We start from the raw sequence: 23,430 nt of genomic DNA on the forward strand, positions 1-23,430 counted from the left end.
GCGGGGGAGGGCGGCGCGGGGGGGCATGTTGGACATCGGGTATCCTTGCGCCTCTGATCAGGCCGAAAGGTGTGAGAAGACTGCCTCGCGCGCGGCAACTTGATCGTAGGTCATCGTGGTGGAGGCACCCGCCTGCCGGTTGAGGTGACCGATGAGATAATCCGGGAAATCGGCGCTGCCGGCGCGCCAGTTCTCGATGGCGGCAATGACCGCACGCTCGTCGGTGAAAGCGATCCGGGGTGAACTGACGAGAACATCGAGCAGAGCGAGGATGTCTGCCTTGCCGAAGCGCTCGCGCCGCGCCAGAGTCCAGACAAACTCCACCAGCACGACGGGATTGATGAGGGCCGGCCCTGCAAGTCGCGCCGGGTCGACCAGGAACGCGCTCGCCAGCGGCGACTGCGCAGCATCGTCGGCGAGGGTGTGACGCAGCAGGATGTTGGTATCGATTCCAATCATCGGCCCGACTTCGTGCGCTCGTCCTCGGCGACGAGGTAGTCGCCGACCGGGTCCGCTCCGGTCCCAGCTTCGGCCCGGCCGGCCGCGTCCCGGGCCCGGCGGGCGATCGCCTGCATCGAACACAGGTCGTCGGTGTCCTTCCTCAAGACGGCGCTGCCGTCGTCGCCGACGACGAGCGATAGGCGGTCGCCGGCCACGGCGTTGATCGCACGCCGGAATTCGGCTGGCAGCGTGACCTGCCCCTTCGCTGTCACCGTCACCGCGAACCGTTGCACGCGCGACTCCTCAACTTCGATGATCCGCCTGATGTCTACCATGGCCGTGTCGATCAGAGCGCTCCCATCACGTCGCCGCGGAACCCGTAGACGGTGCGGCCTCCGCCCAGCGGCACCAGCACGACTTCGCGGGTCACGCCCGGCTCGAAGCGCACCGCCGTGCCGGGGGCGATGTCGAGGCGCTGGCCGCGGGCCTTCTCGCGCTCGAAGGTCAGGCCGGGATTGACCTCGTAGAAGTGGTAGTGCGAGCCGACCTGGATCGGCCGGTCGCCGACGTTGGACACCGACAGGAGGGTGCGGGGGGCGCCCTCGTTGAAGACGATCTCGCCCGGCAGGGTGGTCACGGTGCCGGGCACCTCGGCCGAGGCCGCGCCCCGGATCGGGTGGTGTACGGTCACGAGCTTGGTGCCGTCCGGGAAGGTCGCCTCGACCTGGATGTCGTGGATCATCTCGGGGATGCCGTCCATGCACTGCTCGGCGGTGAGCACGTGCCCGCCGGCCTGCATCAGCTCCGAGACCGAGCGCCCGTCCCGGGCGCCCTCGACCACGAAGTCGCTGATCAGCGCCACCGCCTCGGGATAGTTCAGCTTCACCCCGCGGCTGAGCCGGTTGCGGGCCACCTGTGCGGCCATGGCGAGGAGGAGCTTGTCCTTTTCGCGTGGGGTCAGGAGCACGGGGGACCTCGGAGGTTGGGCGCGGACATGTCGGACCCGGGAAGGCAAGGACCGTGCGCGGCGGGGCCGCGCGCCGGGAACGCGGCGCGCATGGATGCATCCCTGGAGAGCGAGCGCAAGCGCGACGCGGGCCGCCCTCCGGTTGACAGGATGCGGGCCCCGGCCGAACAGCGGAGTCGACCTCACCCCGCTCCAAGGGCCGGCCGTTGACCTATCCCCGCGACCTCGTCGGCTACGGCCGCAATCCGCCGCATCCGCGCTGGCCGGACGGCGCGCGCATCGCGGTGCAGATCGTGCTGAACTACGAGGAGGGCGGCGAGAACTGCATCCTGCACGGGGATGCGGCCTCCGAGGCCTTCCTGTCCGAGATCGTCGGGGCGCAGCCCTGGCCGGGCCAGCGCCACATGAGTCTCGAATCCCTGTTCGAGTACGGGTCGCGGGCCGGGTTCTGGCGGCTCTGGCGGCTGTTCCAATCGCGAAAGATCCCCGTGACCGCCTTCGCGGTCGCCACCGCGCTCGCCCGCCACCCGGACGTCGCCGCGGCCATGAAGGAAGCGGACTGGGAGATCGCCTGCCACGGCCTCAAGTGGATCGACTACCGCGACTTCACCCGCGCCGAGGAGAAGGCGCACATGGACGAGGCGATCCGCATCCACACCGAGATCACGGGGGCGCGCCCGCGCGGCTGGTACACGGGGCGCTCCTCGCCCCACACCCTCGACCTCGGGATCGCGGCCGGGATGACGTACCTCGCCGATTCCTACGCCGACGACCTGCCGTACTGGATCGACGAGCCCAGCGGCCGGGGCCTCGTGGTGCCCTACACCCTGGATGCCAACGACATGAAATGCGCCGCCATCCAGGGCTTCAACACCGGCGACCACCTCTTCACCTACCTGCGCGACACCTTCGATGCCCTCTATGCCGAGGGTGCGGAGGCGCCCAAGATGATGTCGGTCGGCCTGCATTGCCGCCTCGTCGGCCGGCCGGGGCGAATCGGCGCGCTGGTCCGCTTCCTCGACCACATCGCCGCCCACGACCAGGTCTGGGTCGCCCGCCGCATCGACATCGCCGAGCACTGGATCCGGCACCACCCGCCGGCCTGAGGCATCGCCATGCGCGAGATCCGCACGGACGCCGCCCCTCCGCCCGCCCGCCGCCGCCGCAAGGACGGGGAGGCGCGGCGCGTGGCCATCCTCGATGCGGGGCTCGCGCTGTTCTCGGGCCTCGGGCTGCACGGGGCCAGCGTGGAGGGCATCGCCGAGCGGGCCGGGCTCTCGAAGACCAACCTGCTCTACTACTTCCCCTCGAAGGAGGCGCTCTACGTCGCGGTGCTGCGCCGGGTGCTGACGGTCTGGCTCGATCCGCTCCAGGCCTTCGACGCCGACAGCGAACCGGCCGCGGCGTTCCGGGGCTACATCCGCGCCAAGCTCACCCTGTCGCGGGACGCGCCCCAGGCCTCGCGGCTGTTTTGCCTGGAGATCGTCCAGGGCGCCCCCCTGCTGCGCCCGGAGCTCGAGGGCTCCCTGCGCGACCTCGTCGAGGCCAAGGCCGCGATCATCCGGGGCTGGAGCGCGGCCGGGCGGATCGGCCCGCACGATCCGCATCACCTGATCTTCTCGATCTGGGCGATCACCCAGCACTATGCCGACTTCGCCGTGCAGGTGGAGGCCGTCACGGGGCGGGGCCTCGACGACCCGGACTTCTTCGAGCGCACGGTCGCCAGCACCCAGGCCCTGATCCTGGCCGGCCTCGGCCTGCGCTGACCCGGCGCGATCCGCTGCCGCCCTGGGCAGGAGGCGCCCAAACGGCCGGCAGAACGGAGAGAGTTTAGGCAAGCGCCCGAAAACCCCCTCGCGGGAGTTTGACCATCCGGTCCGAATGGGGTTGGATCGTGGAGACCGGAGACGATCGACAGTCTCCGCCGCCGTCCCGAAGCGCCCTGGACTGGTTTTGTCCGGGTCATGTCTTCGTCGGAGTCCCGCCTGACAGCGGGTTCTGCCCGCGCGAACGAGGTTGCCATGAATGTCGGCGTCTTCATCCCGATCGGAAACAACGGCTGGCTGCTGTCGGAGAATGCGCCGCAGTACAAGCCGAGCTTCGAACTGAACAAGCAGGTGGTTCTGAAGGCCGAGGGCTACGGGCTCGACTTCGCGCTGTCGATGATCAAGCTGCGGGGCTTCGGCGGCAAGACCGAGTTCTGGGACCACAACCTCGAATCCTTCACCCTGATGGCGGGGCTGGCGGCCGTGACCAGCCGGATCAAGCTGTTCGCCACGGCCGCCACGCTGTGCATGCCCCCCGCCATCACGGCGCGGATGGCCGCGACCATCGATTCGATCTCGAACGGGCGCTTCGGCCTCAACCTCGTCACCGGCTGGCAGCGGCCGGAATACGCCCAGATGGGCCTGTGGCCCGGGGACGAGTATTTTTCGCGCCGCTACGAGTACCTCTCGGAATACGCGCAGGTGCTGCGCGACCTGTGGGAGACCGGGGTCTGTGATCGCAAGGGCGAATTCTTCCAGATGGACGATTGCCGCCTCAGCCCGCGCCCGCAGGCCGAGATGAAGATCATCTGCGCCGGCCAGTCCAATGCCGGCATGGAGTTCACGGCCCGCTACGCCGACTACAACTTCTGCTTCGGCAAGGGGGTGAACACGCCGACCGCCTTCGCCCCCACGGTGGAGCGGCTGGAAGCCGCCAAGGTTGCGATGGGAACGGCCGCGGCGGGAGCGGCGGCGACGGGAAAGGCGGCGACGGGGCGCGCCGTCTCCTCCTACGTGTTGTTCATGGTCATCGCCGACGAGACCGACGAGGCGGCCCGGGCCACCTGGGAGCACTACAAGGCCGGCGCCGACCAGGAGGCGATCGCCTGGCTCGGGATCCAGGGCGCCGCCGACACCAAGTCGGGGTCCGACACCAACGTGCGCCAGATGATCGACCCGACCTCGGCCGTGAACATCAACATGGGCACGCTGGTGGGCTCCTATGCCGAGGTGGCGCGGATGCTCGACGAGGTCGCCACGGTCCCGGGCACCGAGGGCGTGCTCCTGGTGTTCGACGACTTCCTCGCGGGCCTCGACGCCTACGGCACCCGCATCCAGCCCCTGATGACGAGCCGCGCGCACATCCAAGCCGGGGCTGACGCGTCGGCCGAGCCGATGGCGCAGGTGGCGTGATGGACGGCATCACCAAGCCAGCCGGCTATACCGATCCGCAGGGCCGCCAGGGCGGCATCACCCTCGCGGCCCGGCCGGAACCCATCGCCTTCGACGGATCCGCCACCGCGCTCATCGTCGTCGACATGCAGAACGCCTACACGACGCCGGGGGGCTACCTCGATCTCGCCGGCTTCGACGTCTCCGGCACCGGGCCGGTGGTGGCGCAGATCGCCCGGGCGGTGCGGGCGGCGCGGGCGGCCGGGATCCGGATCGTCTGGTTCCAGAACGGCTGGGACCCGGACTACGTCGAGGCCGGAGGCCCGGGTTCGCCGAACTGGCACAAGTCGAACGCCCTCAAGACCATGCGGGCCCGGCCCGGGATGAACGAACGCCTGCTCGCCCGGGGCACCTGGGACTACGCCCTGGTGGATGCCCTCAGGCCCGAGCCCGGCGACATCGTGCTGGGCAAGCCGCGCTACAGCGGCTTCTACAACACCCAGCTCGACAGCCTGCTGCGCGCGGCCGGGATCCGCACCCTGGTCTTCACCGGCATCGCCACCAACGTCTGCGTGGAATCCACCCTGCGCGACGGCTTCTTCCTCGAATATTTCGGCATCGTGCTGGCCGACGCCACCCATCAGGCCGGCCCGCCGGCCCTGCAGGCGGGGGCACTCACCAACATCGAGACCTTCTTCGGCTGGGTCTCGGACGTCGCAGCCTTCGAGGCGGCCCTCGGGCCGGACCTTCGACGAACGGCGGCGGCCGAATAGGGCGGCCCGCTCCTCCCGGAGCGGGCGTGTCGGCGCACGGGCGGGAAGGCCGCGCACACGGGTCCCTCTCGTTGTGGCGCGAGGGACGGCCCGGCGAAGGGGGAGGGAAGAACCCGCGCCCCAGCGAGACCTGGCAGGGCATCTGGCAGGACACCTGGCAGGGCGCGCCAGGACGCCCGACGAACCTGCAGGACCTCGCGGAACACGGGCCCCCATTCCTCATCCCCCATCCCATCGTGCGTCCCGGTTCCACTAGGACATCTGAAACGATCCCACGCTGACGTAGCCCAGGAGCCCCGACGATGCCCAAAACCGCGATCATCCCGCCCGGCACCGGCAAGCCGCTGGCGCCCTACGTCCCCGGCACCCTGGCGGACGGCGTGCTCTACGTCTCGGGCACGCTGCCCCTCGATGCGGAGGCCAACGTCGTGCACGTGGGCGACGCCGCCGCCCAGACCCGGCACGTGCTGGAGACGATCAAGGGCGTGGTCACCGCCGCCGGAGGCAGCATGGACGACGTCACCTTCAATCACGTCTTCCTCAAGGACTGGGCCGACTACGCCGCCATCAACGCGGTCTATGCCGAGTACTTCCCCGGCGAGAAGCCGGCGCGCTACTGCATCCAGTGCGGCCTGGTGAAGCCCGACGCCCTGGTGGAGATCGCCTCGGTGGCGCATGTGGGCGGGGCCTGAGGCGGCATGGCCGGATCGCTCCACCATGCCGTCCACGGCAGCGGCGACCGCACCGTCCTGCTCTCGCCGGGCCTCGGCGGCTCGGCCGCCTACTTCGCGCCGCAGATGGCGGCGCTGACCGCGCGGTTCCGCGTCATCACCTACGACCACCGCGGCACCGGCCGCTCGGGTGGAAACCTGGAGCCTGGCCACGACATCACCGCCATGGCCCGGGACGCCCTGGCGGTGATGGAGGCCTGCGGGGTCGAACATTGCGACCTCGTCGGGCACGCCCTCGGGGGCCTGATCGGCCTCGAACTCGCCCGGACCTCCCCGGAGCGCGTCGGCCGCCTCGCCGTGGTCAACGGCTGGGCGAGGGCGGATTCCGCCACGAAGCGCTGCTTTGCCGCCCGGAAGCTGCTGCTGGCCGAGAGCCCCGAGGCCTATGTTCGGGCGCAGGCGATCTTCCTCTACCCGGCCCCGTGGCTCTCGCAGAATGCCGCCAGGGTGGCCGAGGACGAGGCGCATGCCCTGGCGCAGTTCCCCGGCCGCGAGACCGTCCTCGCCCGGATCGCCGCCCTCGAGGCCTTCGACCTGACGGTGGATCTCCCGGACATCCCGCACGAGACCCTGGTGATGGCGGCGGACGACGACGTCCTGGTGCCCTATCTGTGCTCGGAAGACCTTGCGCGCGGGCTCCCGAACGCGCACCTCGACCGGGTCCCCAGCGGCGGCCACGCGCACAGCGTCACCCGCGCCGACGCCTTCAACCGGACGCTCGTGGCGTTCCTCGACCGACAGGAGTGATCCCCGTGAGCCAGACGCGGCCGAGCCAAGCGGCGCTTTCTTCCGGCGAGGCCGACGCCTTTTCCGTCGAGGCTGACGGCTTTTCCGTCGAGGCCGACGCCCTGCCCGTGGTGGCCCATGCCCTCCCTGTGGCAGCCGACGCCTTCCGCGGCGCCATGGCGCGCGTGGCCAGCGCCGTCCATCTCGTCACCACCGATGGCGCGGGCGGCCGGGCCGGCTTCACCGCCTCGGCGGTGTGCAGCGTGAGCGACGGGCCGCCGACCCTGCTGGTCTGCATCAACCGGTCGTCCTCCGCCTACGCGGCGGTCAGCGCCAATGCGGGCCTCTGCGTCAACACCCTGGCGCACGACCAATCCGGGGTCGCTGCGGCCTTCGGGGGGCGTACGCCGATGGCGGTACGCTTCGAGGCCGGCACCTGGACCACCCTGGTCACCGGAGCGCCCGCCCTCCTCGGGGCGTTGACGGCCTTCGATTGCCGCATCGTCGCCCGTCACCCGGTGGGCACCCATGACGTGCTCTATTGCGAGGTCGTGGCGCTCGCCGAGCCGGGCGACGGGCACGGGCTCGTCTACGCCGACCGGGGCTATCACACGGTGCCGCTCGGCGCGGCGCCCCCGCGCGAGGCCGCGGCCTGACGCCGTCTTCAACCGCCGCGTTCCTGGCCGGGCCCGGCGTGAAACCGGGCTCGGCATGAACCGAGGCCCGGCATGAACCGAGGCCCAGCATGAACCGAGGCCCAGCATGAAACGACGAAGGCCGGCGCTCCCCTTCGAGAAGGCCGGCCTTCGCTGCGCGCGGCGCCCGGAAGCGGGCGGGATTTACCAGCGATCGTTGCGACGGGCCCGGACCGAACCGGTGGCGATCTCGTCCCCGTAGCCCCGCGGCACGACGGCCCGGGCGCGGCTGTCGCGCAGCTCATCGAGGTTGCGCGCGGCCGCCTGGCCGGCGAGGCCGCCCGGCGCCACGGCGGCGGGGATGCCCGCGGGGGCGTTGTAGCTCTGCGCGAGGGCGCCCGAGGCGGACAGGCCGAGAGCCACGGCAAGGGCGGCGGTGAGATGGCGATGCGTCATGGCGGACATCCTGGAACGTACGAGTGCCGGGGAGACGCGAAGCACCCCCGCCGAGTTCCTAGAATTTGTGCATGTCTGCCGCGTGAGACACCAAGACTTGCTTGTTCTCTGTGCAGTGAAGGTGGGTAACGCCGTCATGTCTCAAGACATCGCCCCGTCGGTAAATCTGACGTATCACGATTTTTCTTGCAAAATCAATAGCTTGTCGGAAGACCGAAGATTGCGACGGCCGTCGGCAGGTTTTGGCACGCGTCTCGATTCGCAGGTGCGGCACGGCACGTGGGATCGCGCCCGGATCGTGCGCCGCCGGGGCGCCCCTCCGGATCTGGGCTCGACCCGTGGCGGGGTGAAGGAGCCCCTGGTGCGAGACCGCCCGCCGATCCGGCCCTCCGGGCTTCGGGGGAGGGTGCCCCCCCGTCAGCCGATGCGGCCGATGCTGGCTTCGATCTGGCCGTGCGGCTCGTCGGTGGGCAGGAAGACCTGCCCGCCATGGGCGATGCCGAACGGCGCGAGGTTCATCGGGATGTAGTGCTTGTTGGGCATCGCAAAGTGGATCTCGGCGATGTCCGGCCGGGCGGCCAGCACCGCCTCGCCCATCCGGTACATGCTGTCCTGGACGCCGGCGCTGTAGGTGGTGGCGAAGACCGTGATCATCGTGTCGAGGATGCCGGCGTTGGCCGCCGTGGGATCGTCCGGCGGCGCCGTCCAGGTCCAGGTCGCATCCATGCTGGTGGCGCAGATGCGGTCGTCGGTGTCCGGCAGGGTGCGGAACGCGTCGTCGACGAAGTCGGCCCAGCCGGATTCGGTGGTCTTCATCAGGGTGTAGCCGCGCAGGCCCGATTGCAGCACCGACCCGTCCCGGTCGGCCACCAGCCGGACGAAGGGCTGGCCGTTGCCGTCGAGGGTGAAGGTGTGGGGATGCGGCGCGCCGTTCACCATCCGGCGCAGCCAGCGCGTCTCCAGGGCCTCGATGGTGACGGCCGCGACCTGGGGGTAGCGCTCCAGGAACAGGGCGGCGACGTGGCCGACGAAGGCTTCGGTCTCGGCCTCGACGTATTGGGCGGCCGTGACGTTGACGATGTTCTTGATGCTGTCGGTGGCGATGACCTGCCGGTTGTCGGCCGCCGTCCAGGACGCGCCGAACGCCCCCTCCAGCAGCACCGTGAGGGTGAGTTCGCGCACCGCGTGGCGGGCGCTCGCCCGGGCGAGCCGGAGCACCCGCACGCGGCCCTTGCCGTAGCGTGCCTGCGTCAGCGCCATGATGGGTCTCCTCCGGTGATGGGACGCGAGGCTCTCACGCCTCGGCGGCGTGGGCGAGGCGGGCCGCCGCGGCCCGGGCGCCCGCCCGGCCGCCGAGCCCGTTGAAGAACAGGTTCAGGCTCACGGCCGACAGGGCGGCGAGGAGGATGCCGGATTCCAGCAGCGGATGCAGCACGTCGGGCATCTGCTTGAAGAAGGCGGGCGCCACCAGGGGGATCAGGCCGAAGCCCACCGACACCGCGACGATGAATAGGTTGTTGCGGTTGGCGGCGAAATCCACGGTGCCGAGAATGCGCGTGCCGGTGGCCGCCACCATGCCGAACATGACGAGCCCGGCGCCGCCGAGGACGCAGGGCGGCACGGCCTCCACCAGGGCGGCGAGCTTCGGGATCAGGCCGAGGACCAGCATCACGACGCCGCCGATCACTGCGACCCAGCGCGAGCGCACGCCGGTGACGCCGACGAGGCCGATGTTCTGCGAGAACGCGGTGTACGGGAAGGTGTTGAACACGCCGCCGAGCACGGTGCCGAGGCCGTCGGCGCGCAGGCCCCGGATCAGGCGCGCCTCGTCCACGGTCTCGCCCGTGATCTCGGCGAGCGCGAGGAACATGCCCGTGGATTCGATCATCACCACCACCATGACGAGGCAGAGGGTGAGGCTGGCCACCAGGTCGAAGCGCGGCGCCCCGAAGGCGAAGGGCCGCACCACGTCGAACCACGGCGCCGCCGCCGCCCGCGACAGGTCGACGAGGCCGAAGGCCCCCGCCGCCGCCATGCCGACCACGATGCCGATCAGCACCGAGGCCGAGGCGACGAAGCCGCGGGCGTACCGGGTCAGGCCCAGGATGACGAGGAGGACGAACAGCGCGAGGCCGAGATAGAGCAGGGCGCCGTAGCGTGGGTTTTCGAGCCCGCCCGCGGCCCAGTTCACGCCGACGCGCATCAGCGAGATGCCGATCACCAGGATGACGGTGCCCGTCACCACCGGCGGGAACAAGGGCAGCAGGCGCCCCACCAGGGGCGCGGCGAGGAGGGCGAACAGGCCCGCGACGAGCACGGCGCCGTAGATGCCCGGGAGCCCGAGGGCCGGGTTGGTGCCCAGGGCGATCATCGGCGTCACCGCCGCGAAGGTCACGCCCATCATCACCGGCATGCGGATGCCGATGCCGGGCAGGCCCCAGCTCTGGATCAGGGTGGCGAGGCCGCAGGCGAACAGGTCGGCGCTCACCAGCAGCGCCACCTGCTCGGGCGGCAGCCCGAGGGCGCGCCCGACGATGAGCGGCACCGCTACGGCCCCGGCATACATCACCAGCACGTGCTGCAGGGCGAGCAAACCGAGGGCCACCGGGGGAACCCGGGTGGGCGGGGCGGTCTGGGCCGGGCTGGTCTGAGCAGAGCCGTGATCCACGCGTCGGTCCCCCGTCCCGCGAGCCCCGGGGGGCTTGCCGGTCCCGGGGTCCGCAAACCACGTGCCATCCCGGTCCATGGTTGTCCGGCCGATCGTTGCCCGGCAGCGCGCCCTCGACCGCGCGCCGGTCCGGTGTAAGATCCGGCCCAACAGCGCGGCTTGACGCTGGTCGGGTGAGGAACAGGCACATGGTCAGGACCACCGCTCTCGTGGGCGCGCTCTTCTGCGCGGGCCTCGCCCAGCCGGCCCTGGCCCGGGTCACCGCCATCGAGATCCGGACCGTCGAGCCCTTCGCCGACGGCCAGAGCTTCGGCGAGGCCGGCGCCTATGAGCGGGTGATCGGCGTCGCGCGCGGGGAGCTCGACCCGGCCGACCCGCGCAACGCCGGGATTGTCGACCTCATACGGGCGCCCCGAAACGCGCGCGGCCTCGTGGAATACAGCACCGACATCTTCATGCTCCGGCCGAAGGATCCGGCCCGCGCCAGCGGCACGCTGCTCTACGAGGTGCTCAACCGCGGCCGGAAGTTCCTGTTCAACTGGGTCCTCGACGCGCCCCCGCAGGCGGCCCAGGCGGTGAACGATCCGCGCACCGCCCAGGATGCGGGTACCGCCCTGGTCCTGCGCCGGGGCGACACCGTGGTCTGGTCCGGATGGGAGGCGGAGGCCCTGCGCCAGCAGGGCGGCATGGCGATCGACGTGCCGGTGGCGACGCAGGGCGGGGCGCCCATCGTCGAGACCGTGCGCGACGAGCTCGTCAGCGCCACCCGGGGGCCGCCGGAGGCGCCGTTCTTCCTCACCTTCAAGGCGGCGAACGCCGACAAGGCCGGCGCCCGCCTCACCGTGCGCCGCCGGGAGGCGGACACGCCGCGCCGCGTCCCGGACGACGCCTGGACCTTCGCCGGGTCCGGCGAACTCCGCCTCCTGCCCGCCACCGTCAAGCCGGAACCCGGGACGCTCTACACCCTGACCTACCCGGCGGCGAACCCGAAGGTGCTCGGCATCGGCTTCGCGGCCACCCGGGACGTCGTCGCCCATCTCCGCGGACCGGCCTCGTCCGAGAACCCGGCCGGCGGCGCGATCCGCCACGCGGTCGCCCTCGGCATCTCCCAGAGCGGCCGCTTCCTGCGGGACTACATCCACCAGGGCTTCAACCAGGACGAGGATGGCCGGCGCGTCTTCGACGGGATGCTGCTGCACATCTCCGGAATCGGCGGGGTGTACCTCAATGCCCGCTTCGGCCAGCCCTCGCGCACCAACACCCAGCACGAGGACCATCTCTATCCTGAGAACGCCTTCCCGTTTACGGCCGCGGCCCAGCACGATCCCGTCACGGGCCGGACCGGCTCGCTGCTGCGCGGGGACGGGTTCGACCCGCTGCTGATGGAGGTCAACACCAGCACCGAGTACTGGCAGAAGGGCGCCTCGCTCCTCACCACCGATCCCCTGGGCCGAACCGACGTCGCCCTGCCGGACACCGCCCGGGCCTATCTCGTCTCCAGCGGATTCCACTATGGGCGCGCCGGCCTGAGCGCGGCCCGCGGGCCGTGCCTCCATCCGCGCAACACCCTGAGCCCCGCCCCGGCCCTGCGCGCCCTTCTGGTCGCCCTGGAGGACTGGGTCGCCCGCGGCGTCGCGCCGCCGCCGAGCCGCGTGCCGAATCTCGCGGACGGGACGCTGGTGCCGGCCGCGGAGACCGGGTTTCCCTACATCCCGGGCCTGCGCCTGCCGGATGCCCCGAACGCGATCGCCCGCTTCGCCAGCGCCCTCGATCCCCGTCCGGAGAGCGGTCCGCAATACCGCCCCCTGGTGCCGAAGGTCGATGCCGACGGCCACGAGATCGCCGGCATCCGCCTGCCCGACGTCGCCGCTCCGCTCGCGACCCAGACCGGCTGGAACCTCTACGCGGAGCCCTTCCCGGCCGGCGAGCTCTGCGACCGGGAGGGCAGTCGGCTACCCCTGGCCGAGACCCGGGCGGAGCGCGAGGCGAAGGGGGACCCGCGCCGCTCCCTGGCCGAGCGCTATCCGACCCGGGGCGACCGGACCGCGGCGGTCGCCCGCGCGGCGGACGGCCTGGTGGCGGAGCGGCTGCTCCTGAAGGAGGACGCGGAACGCCTCGTCGCGGCAGCCCGTGCGGCGGAGGCTCAGCCCTGAGCGGCGGCCACGCGCTGCCCCGATGACGGTCCGGCCCGGTCGGCGCGGGCCGCGATGTAGGCGGCCGCCTCCCCCGGCGGCAGCGGCCGGCTGAACAGGAAGCCCTGGACCTGCGTGCAGCCTTCCCGGCGCACGAGGTCGAGCTGCTCCGGCGTCTCGACGCCCTCGGCGACGATGCCCATGCCGAGGCGCTCGCCGATGCCGACCACCGCCCGCACGATCGCGGCGGCATCCGGATCGGCGATGTCGCGGATGAAGGAGCGGTCGATCTTGATCTGGTCGAAGGGGAAGCGGCGCAGGTAGCTCAGGGAGGAGTAGCCGGTGCCGAAATCGTCGAGGGCGATCTTGACGCCGCAGCCCCGCAAGCGGTGCAGGCAGGCCAGGACCGCCTCGGCATCCTGCATCAGGACGCTCTCGGTCACCTCCAGCTTGAGGCGGTTCGCCGGGAGGCCACTCGCGGCCAGGGCCGACAGCACCGCGGCCTCGAGGCCCGGGCGCCGAAACTGCACCGCCGAGACGTTTACCGCGACGCGGATCGGCGCGGGCCAGGCCGCCGCCTCCCGGCAAGCCTCCTGCAGGGCCCAGGAGCCCATGGGCACGATCAGGCCCGTCTCCTCCGCGAGGGGAATGAAGGCGCCGGGCGCGATCTCGCCCTGAACGGGATGGCGCCAGCGCATCAGGGCCTCGAAGCCCACCACCGTCCCCGTCGCGGCATCGACCACGGGCTGGTAGGCGAGACGGAAGGCATCGCGGCGGATCGCTTCCTTCATGTCGAGGGCGAGGAGACCCCGCGTGGCGATCCGCGCCCCCGCATCGGGCTCGAATTCCCGATGGGTGTTCCGCCCCGCCGCCTTGGCCTCGTAGAGGGCGATGTCGGCGCGCTGGAACAGCTCGTCCGGGTCACAGTCCAGATCCGCCGCGACCGTCAGGCCGATGCTGACGCCGACCTCGACGCTCTGCCCGTCGAGATCGATCGGCTCGCTCACCGCCGCGATCAGCTGCTCCGCGAGGCAGGACGCCTCCCGCGCTTCGTCGAGATAGGTGAGCACGACGGCGAATTCGTCGCCGCCGAGACGGGCGATGGTGTCGTAGGGCCGCAGAACCGCTCGCATCCGCGCGGCGACGATGCGCAGCAATGCATCGCCGGCCGGATGGCCGAGACTGTCGTTGACGGCCTTGAAGCGATCGAGGTCGCAGGCCAGCACCGCGAAGCCGGTCCGGACCCGGCGCGCATGGGCGATCGCCTGGTCCAGGCGGTCGCGGAACAGCGTCCGGTTCGGCAGGCCGGTCAAGGCGTCGTGCAGCGCCATGTGCCGGACCCGCTCTTCGGCCTCACGCCGGGCGCTGACGTCGCGCAGGGTCGCCACGAAGGTGATCCCGTCCTCCGCCTGCGCATCCGGCAGGACGCGGACGGAGGCCTCGATCCAGACGTAGTGACCCGCCTTGTGACGATGCCGCAGGCAGGCGACGAACCGGCCCTCCCGGCCGGCCGTCAGCTGCGACCAGTGCTCCGTCAGGGCCGCGGCGTCATCGGGGTGGCAGAACGCGGCCGCGGTGGTTCCGACGAGGTCCTCCGGCTCGTAGCCGAGGACCGTCCGCACGGCGGGCGAGACGTAGAGGCAGCGCATGGCGATATCGCCGAGGACGATGACGTCGTTGGAATTCTCGGCGAGGAGACGATAGCGGCCCTCGCTCGCGCGCAGGGCGCTCTCCGCGGTCCGGCGTGCCGTCACGTCGGTGAAAGTCCGCACGAGGCCGCCCCGGGGCAGGGGCAGGGTGCGGACCTGGAGCACGGTCCCATCGGGGCGGACGCGCTCGTAATCGTAGATGCGGGCCTCCGGTGCGCCGTGCTCCAGCCAGGCCCGCAGGGGGTCGGGCAGGTGGGCGAACTCGCCGGACGCCGCCTGGTGGGCCCGGACCGTCGCGAAGGGCGCGCCGTCGTAGAGGAGGGCCTCCGGCACACCCATCAGGGTCGCCACGCGGCGGTTGTAGACCCGGATCCGGTCCGCGGCATCGGTCATCAGCAGACCCTGATCCATGCTTTCCAGGGTCGTGCGGAGGAGGGTGTCCGATGCCTCGGCCCGATGGTGCGCCTGCCGTGCCTCCGACTGGGCGGCGCGCCCGCGCAGGGTCGCCTCGACGAAGAGGGCGAGGTCGGACAGGCGACGGCCCTCGGCCGCACTGAAGCCGGTGCGCGGAACGGTGTCGGCAATGCAGACGGTACCGGCATGGGTGCCGTCGCCCAGCGCGATCGACACGCCGGCATAGAAGCGCAGGAACGGCGCTCCCGTGACCAGCGGGTTGGCGGCGAAGCGTCGGTCGCGACGGGTATCGAGCACGACCAGGGGCACATGTGCCGCGCCGCGGATCGTGTGGGCGCAGAACGCGATCTCCCGCTGCGTCCCCGGAAGGATCAGGCCCTCGCGGCCGAGGAACCACTGACAGGCCCCGTCCAGTTGCGAGACGAAGGCGTAACGAACGCCGAAGAGCGCAGCCGCCGTCCGGCATACGGCGTCCAGCTGCGGGTCCGGCGCAGGTTGGCCAAAGACCTCGACAGCTACGGGCTCACTCCGAGACGGCGACACTCCAGCCATTCTCATCACACTCACGGATCTCTCGTCCGCGAAATCTGACACGCAACCTTTAATCGACCCAAAACATCCGAACGCTTGGTGTTGAATCCAACAACCGGCTGGCTTTCACCTCACAGACCGAGTCTTCGACTGTATGAAGTCATACAGTATCGCCGGATGCCGATCCGTCCTTCCCCCGAAGTCGGTCCGGGATGCGACGGCCGGGCTCTCGGGCAGGCTCAAGGCGCGCGGGGCGGGCCCTTGCGCAGGTCGTCGTAGAGTCGCTGGACCTCCTGGATCGTCGCGTGGGCCCGGCTCCAGTTCGTCTCGCGAACGTTGGTTTCGGTGAAGGCGCTGTGCGAGGTGCCGCCGAAGCCGTTGAAGACCGTCTCGACCCCGTCCACCCGGTAGTCGATCCGGTAGGAGGGGCTCAGCCCCCCACCCTTGCCCCCGCCCTTGCCCTTTCCGGTCACCCCGATCCGCACCAGGGCGTCGCCATGCCGCTTCTGGCAGAACCGCATGTTCCCGAGGAGCCGGCGCAGGTACTCCTCGGGCTCGGCGAGATCGCCCGCGACCTGGATCAGCGTCGCGTCGGGCGGGAGGTGCGTCTTGCGGATCATGGCTGGCCTCGCTGTCCGTCCGGCATCCATCGAGCGGGCGGGAGCGCCGGCCAGACCACATTTTCGCGCGCCTGGCGATCCTTGCGCCGCCACGCGCCCGCGCCGGATGGCCCGCTGCCTGCTATGGCTTCCCCGGCCCCCGCCCTGCGTAGGATGGATCCGCGATGCCGACCCTCGACGCCCTGAACCAGGCCCCGCACGATGCGTTCGTCGCCGCCCTCGGGGGCGTGTTCGAATACGCGCCCTGGGTCGCCGAGGCTGCCGCCGCACAACGGCCGTTTCCCACCGTCGAGGCCCTGCTCACTGCCCTGCAGGGGGCGGTCGAGGCCGCGCCGGAGGCGGCCCGCCACGCCCTTCTCACCGACCACCCCGGGCTCGCCGGGCGTGCGGCCCGCGCCGGCACGATCGCCCCCGATTCCGCCGCCGAGCCGGCGGCCGCCGGCCTCGATCGGCTCTCGGAGGCGGAAGGCGAGCGCTTCGCGGCGCTGAACGCGGCCTATGGCCGGACCTTCGGGTTCCCGTTCATCCTCTGCGTCAGGCGCCATGGCCGCGCCTCGCTGCTGCGCACCGTCCAGGCACGCCTCGCCGCCGACCCGGAGACCGAGCGCCGGACCGCCCTCGCAGAGGTGTACCGCATCGCCGCCCTTCGCCTCGGCACCCTGGTGAGCGGGCCGGGCGCGCCCCGCGTCACGGGCCGGATCTCCACCCACGTCCTCGACACCGTGGCGGGCCGGCCGGCGCCGGGAATCCCGGTGGAACTCCACGAATGGGTCTCGGAGACCGAGACCGTCCGGGTGGCCCGCACGGTGACGAACGCCGACGGGCGCACGGACGAGCCGCTGATCGGCGGACGCCCCGTTCCGGTGGCTGCCTACGAGCTGCGCTTCCGCATCGGCGATCACTTCCGCGCCACCTGTCCGGGCCTGCCCGAACCTCCCTTCCTCGACAGCGTCACGCTGCGTTTCGGGGTCGCCGATCCGGAAGGGCATTACCACGTGCCCCTGGTGGCGAGCGCCTGGAGCTACCAGACCTATCGTGGCAGCTGACCGGCCCGAGGCAGCCGCAGCGTCGCGATCCGACAAAGCCTTGTGATATCAGTTCGCTCCGGCATGTCCTTTGCCTGCAACTTGATCGACGCCCAGCCAAGCGGGTCGCAGGGAGGATGGGATTTGACGCCTCGATTTTCGGTTCGGAGCCTGATGGCGCGGGGGTGCGCCGCAGCGCTGCTCGCGGCAGGTCTCCTGGCGCTCGCCCCGCCCGCCCGGGCGCAGGGCACCCTGATCGCGCCGGGAGGCCAGCCCCGGATCACGGCCCCCGGCGGCCTGCGCGGCCGCACCGCCCTCCGCCACCGGCATCAGATCCGCCATCGGTCGGTGGCCCACCGCCGCCACCGTTGAACCCGCCTCGACCACCCGCCTTCAGGAGTCCAGACCGCATGATCCGTGTGCTCAGCCTTCTCAGCCTCAGCCTCTCCCTCGGCCTTGCCGGCCCGGCCCTGGCCCAGAGCGTCGGCGCGCCCGCCGGCATGGAGGGCGCCACCGCCCCGGGGGGAACCGCGGGGCGGGCCGGCCCCCGCAACGAGGCCGAGGCGATCCGCAGCGGCGACGCGATCCCGGTGCCGCCCCGGGCCGGGGGCGTTCCGGTCGAGGAGAGGCCGGTGCGCGGCGGCGAGGCGCCTCCGCCACCGGCCGGACGCCCCTGACGCTCAGGGCGCGAAGGCGGCGATGAGTTCGGCCGCCACCAGGGCGGCGATCACCGCGGGGCGCTTGTCGCGCACCCGCGTCCCGCCGATCGGGCAGACGAGGCGGGCCAGCGCCGCCTCGTCCAAGCCCATCGCCCGAAAGGCGGAGAGGAAGGTCGCCCGCTTCGTGGAAGACCCGATCAGGCCGAGATACGCGAAGGTGTTCGCCTCCAGCAGGCTGGCGCAGATCAGGCTGTCGAGGGCGTGGCTGTGCGTGACCACCACGTGGGCGGCCCCGGGCGGCGCAGCCTCCGCCGCGGCGCTGGCCGAGCCGACGACCCGTGCGACGCGCGTGCCCGAAACCCGCGCGATCTCCTCGGGCCGGTCATCGATGATCCGCGGACGGACGGGCAGCGGGTCGAGGGCCAGGGCCAGGGCGCGCCCGACATGGCCCGCGCCGTAGATCATCACCAGGGGCGCCCGTGCGGCGGATTCGGCCTCCGAGGCCCGGAGGGCGGCGAGCGTCGCGGCATCGGCCCGGCGGATCGCCAGGGTCACGTGCCCGCCGCAGCACTGGCCGGTCTCGGGTCCCAGGGGCCTGCGCAGGGTCGCCTCGGCCTCGCCCGCCGCCAGGAGTTCCCGGGCGCGGGCGATGCCCGCCCATTCGTAGGTGCCGCCCCCGACGGTGCCGGCGACCCGGTCCGGCATCACCAGCATGGCGGTGCCGGCTGCGCGCGGGGTCGAGCCCAGCGCCTCGGACACGGTGACCAGGGCCGCCGGCGTACCCGCCGCAAGGGCGGTCGCCAGGGTCGCCGACAGCGTCTCCGACGGGTCCAGGCTCACGGCTGCGCAGGTGGCGCGTCTGCCAGCGCCCGCATCCGGTCGACGGCGTCGAGGACGCGCTCCGGCGTCGCCGGCGCATCGAGGCGCGGGCAGTGCCGATGGCCGGCGACGCTCGCCACCGCATCCGAGAGCGCGTGCAGGCCGGCGATGCCGAGCATCAGCGGTGGCTCGCCCACCGCCTTCGAGCGGTAGATCGTCTCCTCGCGGTTCTCGTTCGCGTAGAGGGCCACGTTGAAGATCCGCGGACGGTCGCCGCAGGCCGGGATCTTGTAGGTGGAGGGGGCGTGGGTGCGTAAGGCGCCCGTGCCGTCCCACCACAATTCCTCGGTGGTGAGCCAGCCGAGCCCCTGGATGAAGCCGCCCTCGATCTGGCCCTTGTCCACGGCCGGGTTCAGGGAGCGGCCGCAATCGTGCAGGATGTCGGCCCGCTCGATCCGGTACTCGCCGGTCAGCGTATCCACCGCCGCCTGCACGCAGGCCGCGCCATAGGCGAAGTAGTAGAACGGGTGGCCCCGGCCCGCATCGCGGTCCCAATGGATGGTCGGCGTCTTGTAGAAGCCCGTGGCGGAGAGCGGGATGCGGGCGAGGTAGGCCTTGTGGATCAGGTCCGCCCAGGGGATTTCCTGGTTCCCCACCCGGACCCGGTTGGGCAGGAACAGCACGGTCTCGGGCTCGACGCTCCAGGCCTCCGCCGCGAAGGCGACCAGGCGGCCCTTCAGGGTCTGGGCGGCGGCGCGGGCCGCCATGCCGTTGAGGTCGGCTCCCGAGGAGGCGGCGGTGGCCGAGGTATTCGGCACCTTGCCGGTGGTGGTCGCGGTGATGCGGACACGGTCGGCGTCGATCTGGAACTCCTCCGCAACCACCTGCGCGACCTTGACGTAGAGCCCCTGGCCCATCTCGGTACCGCCATGGTTCAGGCCGACCGAGCCGTCGTTGTAGATGTGCACCAGGGCGCCGGCCTGGTTGTAGGCGGTGGAGGTGAAGGAGATGCCGAATTTCACCGGCGTCAGGGAGATGCCGCGCTTGATCACCGGGCTCGCTTCATTCGCCGCATGCAGGGCCGCGCGGCGCGCGGCATACTCACAATCGACTTCCAGTTTTGCCACCAAATTCCGGATACAATTGTCGGAAATGGTCTGGTGGTAAGGCGTGACGTTGTCGGTCTCGGTGCCGTAGAAATTGCGCTTGCGCACCTCCAGCGGGTCGAGGCCGCAGGCATAGGCTACCTCCTCGATCACCCGCTCGGCCGCCACCATGCCCTGGGGGCCGCCGAAGCCCCGAAAGGCGGTGTTGGACTGGGTGTTCGTGCGGTAAGGCCGCGAGGTCAGGTGCACCGCCGGGTAATGATAGCAGTTGTCGGCGTGGAACAGGGCCCGGTCGGTGACCGGGCCGGACAGGTCGGCGGCCCAGCCGCAACGGGCGGCGAGCTGCATGTCGACGGCGAGGATCCTGCCCTCCGCGTCGTGGCCCACGAGGTAGTCGACTTCGAAATCGTGGCGCTTGCCGGTGATGACCATGTCGTCGTCGCGATCCGGCCGGATCTTGGCGGCGCGGCCGGTCTTCTTGGCCACCAGGGCCGCCACGCAGGCGAACAGGTTGGACTGGCTCTCCTTGCCGCCGAAGCCGCCGCCCATCCGGCGGACCTCGGCCGTCACGGCCGAGTTCACCGTGCCCAGCACCTTGGCGACGAGCGCTTGCGCCTCGGAGGGGTGCTGGGTCGAGGTGTAGACGGTGACCTCGTCGTCCTCCCCCGGAACCGCCAGCGCGATCTGGCCCTCGAGGTAGAAGTGCTCCTGGCCGCCGATGGCCATCCGGCCGCGGACGATGCCGGGGGCCTGCGCCAGCACCGCGTCGGAATCGCCCCGCGTCAGGGTCATCGGGGGCCAGACGAGGTTTCCGTCCGCCCGCGCTTGCCGGAAGGTGAGGACGGGCTCGAGATCCTCGTAGGCGATGATGGCGCGGCGTGCGGCACGGCGCGCCGCAGCGCGGGTCAGGGCCGCCACGGCGAAGATCGGCTGGCCGAGATAGGACACCGTGTCCTCCGCCAGCATCGGCTCGTCGTCCCGGTGCGAGGAGGAGATCTCGTTGACGCCCGGCACGTCGGCGGCGGTGAACACCGCGACCACGCCCTCGGCACGCCGCACGGGAGCGAGGTCCACCGAGACGAGGCGGGCATGGGCGCGCGCGCTCAGCCCCAGGCAGACGTGGAGCAGGCCGGCCGGCTCGGCCATGTCGTCGATGTAGATCGCGGTGCCGCCGACATGGCGCGCGGCGCTGTCGTGGATGCGCGGCGTGTGGGCCCCGCCCGCGATCCGGTCGTCGGCCTTCGGGGCCGGGGGCGTGCGATCAAGCATGGGCCAGGGCTCCCACGGAGGCGAGACGGGTCTCCGGCGCCCGCGGCGCGGCCTCGTGGATCAGGCGCTCGATCAGGTTGCCGGCGACCCTGAGGCGGTAGCCGGCCGTCGCCCGCATGTCGGTGAGCGGCGTGAAATCCTGGGCCAACGCCGCCTTGAAGGCCGGCACGACGGCCGCGTCGAGGGGCCGGCCCACCAGGGCGGCCTCGGCCCGTGCCGCGCGCCCGGGCGTGCCCGCCATGCCGCCATAGGCGATGCGCGCCTCCCGGATCGTGCCGCCCGCGAGGGTCACCCGGAAGGCGCCGAGCACGGCGGAGATGTCCTCGTCGAAGCGCTTCGAGATCTTGTAGGCGCGAAACAGCGCGTCGGGGCCAAGCTTCGGCACCCGGACCCCGCCGACGAACTCGCCCGGCCGCAGGTCCTGCCGCCCGTAGGCGAGGAAGAAATTCTCCAGGGGGATCTCGCGCTCGGTGCCCCGGCCGATCAGGTGGAGGCGCGCGCCCAGCGCGATCAGCGCCGGCGCCGCATCGCCGATCGGCGAACCGTTGGCGATGTTTCCTCCGAGCGTGCCGGCATTGCGGGTCTGGGCGGCACCGTGCCGGCGGAACAGCTCGCCGAGATCCGGATGCAGGCGCGAGAGGTGCAGCCCGGCCTCGGCGAGGCTCACGCCCGCCCCAAGGTAAAGATGGTCGGCGGCCTCGCCGACGACGCGCAGCATGGGCACCCGCCCGAGCCAGATCATGGGGTCGAGGACGCGCAGACCCTTCGTCACCCAGAGGGCGACGTCGGTGGCCCCGGCGACGAGGGTCGCATCCGGGTGCTCGGCCATGAGGTCGACGACCCCCTGGATGGTGGCGGGCGCGAGGAAGCGGCCCTTCGGACCGGAGACCGCCACGGTTTCATCGTCACGCAGGGCCAGCAGCCGGGCGAGGGTGTCGTCGTGGGCGGCGTCGAAGGCATCCGCCTCGGGGGTGGCCAGCGCCCGCTCGGCGGCGCGCACGATGGGCGCGTAGCCGGTGCAGCGGCAGAGATTGCCGGCGAGCGCGTCGTCGATGGGACTCGCGGAGGTCCAGACCTCCCCGGTCGCGGCGGGCCGGTCCTTGGTCAGGGCGAACAGCGACATCACGAAGCCCGGCGTGCAGAAGCCGCATTGCGAGCCGTGCTCCTCCACCATCAGGCGCTGGACCGGATGCAGGGTCCCGTCGGCCCCGCGCAGGTGCTCCACGGTGAGAAGCTGGCACCCGTCGAGCATACCCAGGAAGGTGATGCAGGCGTCGACCGTGCGGTAGCGCAGGCGCTCGGCGCCGGGCGGCCCCTCGGGGCGCACCACGACCACGGTGCAGGCCCCGCAATCCCCCTCGTTGCAGCCCTCCTTGGTGCCGGTCAGCCGCTCGGACCCGCGCAGCCAGTCGAGCACCGTCAGCGTCGGGTCGCAGGTCTCGATCGTGCGCGCGTCAGGGCCGAGGAGGAAGCGGATCGCGTGTCTCATGCGGCCTCTCGTGTTCGAACGCCGATTCGTCGCCCCCCACGGGACAGTTCGCGACCGGGCTAATGCGGAAGCGTGTCGCCGATGCCCTTCACGTACCAGTTCATACCGAGGATCATCGGGTCGGGGGCGTTCTCGCCGGCCTTCACGACCTCTGTACCATCCTGCTTGTATACCGGACCGTGAAACGGGTGGAGCGTGCCGTCCGCGATCGCCTTCTTGGTGGCCTCGGCCTTGGCCTTCACGTCGTCGGGCATGTTGGCGAAGGGCGCCAGCACGACCATGCCGTCCTTGATGCCGCCCCAGGTGTCGTGGCTCTTCCAGGTGCCGTCGAGGACGGCCTTGGCCTCGCCGATGACGTAGCCGTCCCAATCGTCGACGATGGAGGTGAGCTGGGCCTTCGGCGCGAAGCGCATCTGGTCGGAGGATTGTCCGAAGGCGAGCTTGCCCTGCTTCTCCGCCTCCTGCAACGGCGCGGCGGAATCGGTGTGCTGCGACAGGATGTCGACGCCCTGGGCCAGCAGAGCCTTGGCGGCCTCGGCCTCCTTGCCGGGATCGAACCAGGTGTTCACCCAGACGATCTTGAGCTTGATGTCGGGGTTCACCGACTGGGCGCCGAGCATGAAGGCGTTGATGCCGCTCACCACCTCGGGAATCGGGAACGAAGCGATGTACCCGAGGGTGCCCGTCTTCGAGAGTCGGCCGGCGATCTCGCCGCAGACGTAACGGCCCTCGTAGAACCGTGCCGAGTAGGTCGAAACATTGGCCGCGCGCTTGTAGCCGGTGGCGTGCTCGAACTTCAGCTTGGGAAATTTCTTGGCGACCTTCAGCGTCGGCTCCATGAAGCCGAACGAGGTGGTGAAGATCAGGCCGTGGCCGGAGCGCGCGAGGCTCTCGATGGAGCGCTCGCTGTCGGCCTCGGGCACGTTCTCGAGGAAGCTGGTCTCGACCTTGTCGCCGAGGGCTGCTGCGAGCGCCTTGCGGCTCTGGTCGTGCTGGTACGAGTAGCCGTAATCGGCCACCGGTCCGACATAGACGAAGCCGACCTTCAGCTTCTCGCCGGGCTTCTTCTCCTGGGCCTGCGCGCCTCCGATTCCGAGGGCGAGAACGGCCACCAGGGTCCCCTGCACAATCCGCATCGTTCCGAGATCCTTCGAGCTATGCG

Annotated in this window: 22 protein-coding genes and 1 pseudogene; 11 read left to right on the plus strand and 12 right to left on the minus strand. The window is 71.3% G+C overall.

Annotation, left to right across the window (positions count from 1 at the left end):
• Positions 1-57: 57 nt before the first annotated feature.
• Genes AC0IY1_RS22645 through AC0IY1_RS22655 form a run of 3 tightly spaced genes read right to left on the minus strand, consistent with a single transcriptional unit; the run spans position 58 to position 1,408 of the window.
• Positions 58-459: a PIN domain-containing protein gene (locus AC0IY1_RS22645; RefSeq protein ID WP_471772583.1), complete on the minus strand. Its 402-nt coding sequence runs from the start codon at positions 457-459 to the stop codon at positions 58-60.
• Positions 456-734, minus strand: a complete 279-nt coding sequence (locus tag AC0IY1_RS22650) for an AbrB/MazE/SpoVT family DNA-binding domain-containing protein (protein ID WP_181017436.1) — start codon at positions 732-734, stop codon at positions 456-458. Before AC0IY1_RS22650 ends, AC0IY1_RS22645 begins: the two co-directional genes overlap by 4 nt.
• A gap of 53 nt (positions 735-787) precedes the next feature.
• Positions 788-1,408 carry an urease subunit gamma gene (locus AC0IY1_RS22655; protein WP_055958277.1) on the minus strand — a complete coding sequence of 207 codons (621 nt, stop codon included), beginning with the start codon at positions 1,406-1,408 and terminating at the stop codon, positions 788-790.
• Between the two features lie 206 nt (positions 1,409-1,614).
• Between AC0IY1_RS22655 and puuE the strand changes: the two are divergent.
• The 7 genes and pseudogenes from puuE to AC0IY1_RS22690 all read left to right on the plus strand — a co-directional run.
• A pseudogene (puuE, locus tag AC0IY1_RS22660) lies at positions 1,615-2,505 on the plus strand (allantoinase PuuE); the annotation flags it as partial.
• Between the two features lie 18 nt (positions 2,506-2,523).
• The gene (gene rutR, locus AC0IY1_RS22665) at positions 2,524-3,174 is read left to right on the plus strand and encodes an HTH-type transcriptional regulator RutR (protein WP_471772586.1); all 651 of its coding nucleotides are present in this window, start codon (positions 2,524-2,526) and stop codon (positions 3,172-3,174) included.
• Between the two features lie 255 nt (positions 3,175-3,429).
• Positions 3,430-4,587: a pyrimidine utilization protein A gene (gene rutA, locus AC0IY1_RS22670; protein WP_471772588.1), complete on the plus strand. Its 1,158-nt coding sequence runs from the start codon at positions 3,430-3,432 to the stop codon at positions 4,585-4,587.
• Positions 4,587-5,339, plus strand: a complete 753-nt coding sequence (rutB, locus tag AC0IY1_RS22675) for a pyrimidine utilization protein B (protein ID WP_471772591.1) — start codon at positions 4,587-4,589, stop codon at positions 5,337-5,339. Before rutA ends, rutB begins: the two co-directional genes overlap by 1 nt.
• A 302-nt stretch (positions 5,340-5,641) precedes the next feature.
• Positions 5,642-6,031 (plus strand): pyrimidine utilization protein C, encoded by a 390-nt coding sequence (rutC, locus tag AC0IY1_RS22680; protein WP_055958262.1) that lies wholly within the window; start codon positions 5,642-5,644, stop codon positions 6,029-6,031.
• Positions 6,032-6,037: 6 nt separating this feature from the next.
• A complete protein-coding gene (rutD, locus tag AC0IY1_RS22685) occupies positions 6,038-6,817 on the plus strand; it encodes a pyrimidine utilization protein D (protein ID WP_471772593.1) in 780 nt (259 codons plus the stop codon).
• A gap of 155 nt (positions 6,818-6,972) precedes the next feature.
• A complete protein-coding gene (locus tag AC0IY1_RS22690) occupies positions 6,973-7,452 on the plus strand; it encodes a flavin reductase (RefSeq protein ID WP_103711996.1) in 480 nt (159 codons plus the stop codon).
• Between the two features lie 183 nt (positions 7,453-7,635).
• Here the strand turns inward: AC0IY1_RS22690 and AC0IY1_RS22695 are convergent, their stop codons facing one another.
• The 3 genes from AC0IY1_RS22695 to AC0IY1_RS22705 all read right to left on the minus strand — a co-directional run bounded on the left by AC0IY1_RS22695 (position 7,636) and on the right by AC0IY1_RS22705 (position 10,555).
• Positions 7,636-7,887, minus strand: coding sequence for a hypothetical protein (locus AC0IY1_RS22695; RefSeq protein ID WP_055958256.1), 252 nt, complete (start codon positions 7,885-7,887; stop codon positions 7,636-7,638).
• A 417-nt stretch (positions 7,888-8,304) separates the two neighbouring features.
• Positions 8,305-9,147, minus strand: a complete 843-nt coding sequence (gene pucL, locus AC0IY1_RS22700; protein WP_471772595.1) for a factor-independent urate hydroxylase — start codon at positions 9,145-9,147, stop codon at positions 8,305-8,307.
• A 34-nt stretch (positions 9,148-9,181) separates the two neighbouring features.
• Positions 9,182-10,555: a nucleobase:cation symporter-2 family protein gene (locus tag AC0IY1_RS22705; RefSeq protein WP_471772597.1), complete on the minus strand. Its 1,374-nt coding sequence runs from the start codon at positions 10,553-10,555 to the stop codon at positions 9,182-9,184.
• Positions 10,556-10,743: 188 nt separating this feature from the next.
• Here AC0IY1_RS22705 and AC0IY1_RS22710 point away from each other — a divergent pair, with 188 nt between their 5' ends.
• Positions 10,744-12,708 (plus strand): alpha/beta hydrolase domain-containing protein, encoded by a 1,965-nt coding sequence (locus AC0IY1_RS22710; protein ID WP_471772599.1) that lies wholly within the window; start codon positions 10,744-10,746, stop codon positions 12,706-12,708.
• Here AC0IY1_RS22710 and AC0IY1_RS22715 read toward each other — a convergent pair.
• Together AC0IY1_RS22715 and AC0IY1_RS22720 are read right to left on the minus strand one after the other, a co-directional pair.
• The gene (locus AC0IY1_RS22715) at positions 12,699-15,293 is read right to left on the minus strand and encodes a sensor domain-containing phosphodiesterase (protein ID WP_471772601.1); all 2,595 of its coding nucleotides are present in this window, start codon (positions 15,291-15,293) and stop codon (positions 12,699-12,701) included. The two genes, AC0IY1_RS22710 and AC0IY1_RS22715, sit on opposite strands and share 10 nt — an antisense overlap.
• Before the next feature lie 227 nt (positions 15,294-15,520).
• Positions 15,521-15,901: a hypothetical protein gene (locus tag AC0IY1_RS22720; protein ID WP_471772603.1), complete on the minus strand. Its 381-nt coding sequence runs from the start codon at positions 15,899-15,901 to the stop codon at positions 15,521-15,523.
• Between the two features lie 164 nt (positions 15,902-16,065).
• On the opposite strand from AC0IY1_RS22720, the gene uraD reads away from it, so the two are divergent.
• The 3 genes from uraD (at position 16,066) to AC0IY1_RS22735 (ending at position 17,603) form a co-directional block, all read left to right on the plus strand.
• A complete protein-coding gene (uraD, locus tag AC0IY1_RS22725; RefSeq protein ID WP_471772605.1) occupies positions 16,066-16,947 on the plus strand; it encodes a 2-oxo-4-hydroxy-4-carboxy-5-ureidoimidazoline decarboxylase in 882 nt (293 codons plus the stop codon).
• Between the two features lie 153 nt (positions 16,948-17,100).
• Positions 17,101-17,298 carry a hypothetical protein gene (locus AC0IY1_RS22730; protein WP_471772607.1) on the plus strand — a complete coding sequence of 66 codons (198 nt, stop codon included), beginning with the start codon at positions 17,101-17,103 and terminating at the stop codon, positions 17,296-17,298.
• A 38-nt stretch (positions 17,299-17,336) separates the two neighbouring features.
• Positions 17,337-17,603, plus strand: a complete 267-nt coding sequence (locus AC0IY1_RS22735) for a hypothetical protein (RefSeq protein ID WP_471772609.1) — start codon at positions 17,337-17,339, stop codon at positions 17,601-17,603.
• Positions 17,604-17,606: 3 nt separating this feature from the next.
• Here the strand turns inward: AC0IY1_RS22735 and xdhC are convergent, their stop codons facing one another.
• Genes xdhC through AC0IY1_RS22755 form a run of 4 tightly spaced genes read right to left on the minus strand, consistent with a single transcriptional unit; the run spans position 17,607 to position 23,404 of the window.
• Complete coding sequence (gene xdhC / locus AC0IY1_RS22740) at positions 17,607-18,425, minus strand: xanthine dehydrogenase accessory protein XdhC (protein WP_245436513.1); 819 nt, start codon at positions 18,423-18,425, stop codon at positions 17,607-17,609.
• A complete protein-coding gene (xdhB, locus tag AC0IY1_RS22745) occupies positions 18,422-20,779 on the minus strand; it encodes a xanthine dehydrogenase molybdopterin binding subunit (RefSeq protein ID WP_471772611.1) in 2,358 nt (785 codons plus the stop codon). Before xdhB ends, xdhC begins: the two co-directional genes overlap by 4 nt.
• Positions 20,772-22,268, minus strand: a complete 1,497-nt coding sequence (gene xdhA, locus AC0IY1_RS22750) for a xanthine dehydrogenase small subunit (RefSeq protein WP_471772613.1) — start codon at positions 22,266-22,268, stop codon at positions 20,772-20,774. The genes xdhB and xdhA overlap by 8 nt, the downstream gene beginning before the upstream one ends.
• Positions 22,269-22,327: 59 nt before the next feature.
• Positions 22,328-23,404: a BMP family ABC transporter substrate-binding protein gene (locus AC0IY1_RS22755; RefSeq protein ID WP_471772615.1), complete on the minus strand. Its 1,077-nt coding sequence runs from the start codon at positions 23,402-23,404 to the stop codon at positions 22,328-22,330.
• Positions 23,405-23,430 lie beyond the last annotated feature (26 nt).

The sequence above is a fragment of the Methylobacterium sp. AC690 genome (genome assembly GCF_979256535.1).

Bases quoted from the DNA above. Each gene is read 5' to 3' on its own strand.
- AC0IY1_RS22645 (WP_471772583.1), bottom strand. From the start codon at position 459: ATGATTGGAATCGATACCAACATCCTGCTGCGTCACACCCTCGCCGAC.
- rutR (WP_471772586.1), top strand. From the start codon at position 2,524: ATGCGCGAGATCCGCACGGACGCCGCCCCTCCGCCCGCCCGCCGCCGC.
- rutA (WP_471772588.1), top strand. From the start codon at position 3,430: ATGAATGTCGGCGTCTTCATCCCGATCGGAAACAACGGCTGGCTGCTG.
- rutB (WP_471772591.1), top strand. From the start codon at position 4,587: ATGGACGGCATCACCAAGCCAGCCGGCTATACCGATCCGCAGGGCCGC.
- rutC (WP_055958262.1), top strand. From the start codon at position 5,642: ATGCCCAAAACCGCGATCATCCCGCCCGGCACCGGCAAGCCGCTGGCG.
- rutD (WP_471772593.1), top strand. From the start codon at position 6,038: ATGGCCGGATCGCTCCACCATGCCGTCCACGGCAGCGGCGACCGCACC.
- AC0IY1_RS22690 (WP_103711996.1), top strand. From the start codon at position 6,973: ATGGCGCGCGTGGCCAGCGCCGTCCATCTCGTCACCACCGATGGCGCG.
- AC0IY1_RS22695 (WP_055958256.1), bottom strand. From the start codon at position 7,887: ATGACGCATCGCCATCTCACCGCCGCCCTTGCCGTGGCTCTCGGCCTG.
- pucL (WP_471772595.1), bottom strand. From the start codon at position 9,147: ATGGCGCTGACGCAGGCACGCTACGGCAAGGGCCGCGTGCGGGTGCTC.
- AC0IY1_RS22710 (WP_471772599.1), top strand. From the start codon at position 10,744: ATGGTCAGGACCACCGCTCTCGTGGGCGCGCTCTTCTGCGCGGGCCTC.
- AC0IY1_RS22720 (WP_471772603.1), bottom strand. From the start codon at position 15,901: ATGATCCGCAAGACGCACCTCCCGCCCGACGCGACGCTGATCCAGGTC.
- uraD (WP_471772605.1), top strand. From the start codon at position 16,066: ATGCCGACCCTCGACGCCCTGAACCAGGCCCCGCACGATGCGTTCGTC.
- AC0IY1_RS22730 (WP_471772607.1), top strand. From the start codon at position 17,101: ATGGCGCGGGGGTGCGCCGCAGCGCTGCTCGCGGCAGGTCTCCTGGCG.
- AC0IY1_RS22735 (WP_471772609.1), top strand. From the start codon at position 17,337: ATGATCCGTGTGCTCAGCCTTCTCAGCCTCAGCCTCTCCCTCGGCCTT.
- xdhB (WP_471772611.1), bottom strand. From the start codon at position 20,779: ATGCTTGATCGCACGCCCCCGGCCCCGAAGGCCGACGACCGGATCGCG.
- xdhA (WP_471772613.1), bottom strand. From the start codon at position 22,268: ATGAGACACGCGATCCGCTTCCTCCTCGGCCCTGACGCGCGCACGATC.
- AC0IY1_RS22755 (WP_471772615.1), bottom strand. From the start codon at position 23,404: ATGCGGATTGTGCAGGGGACCCTGGTGGCCGTTCTCGCCCTCGGAATC.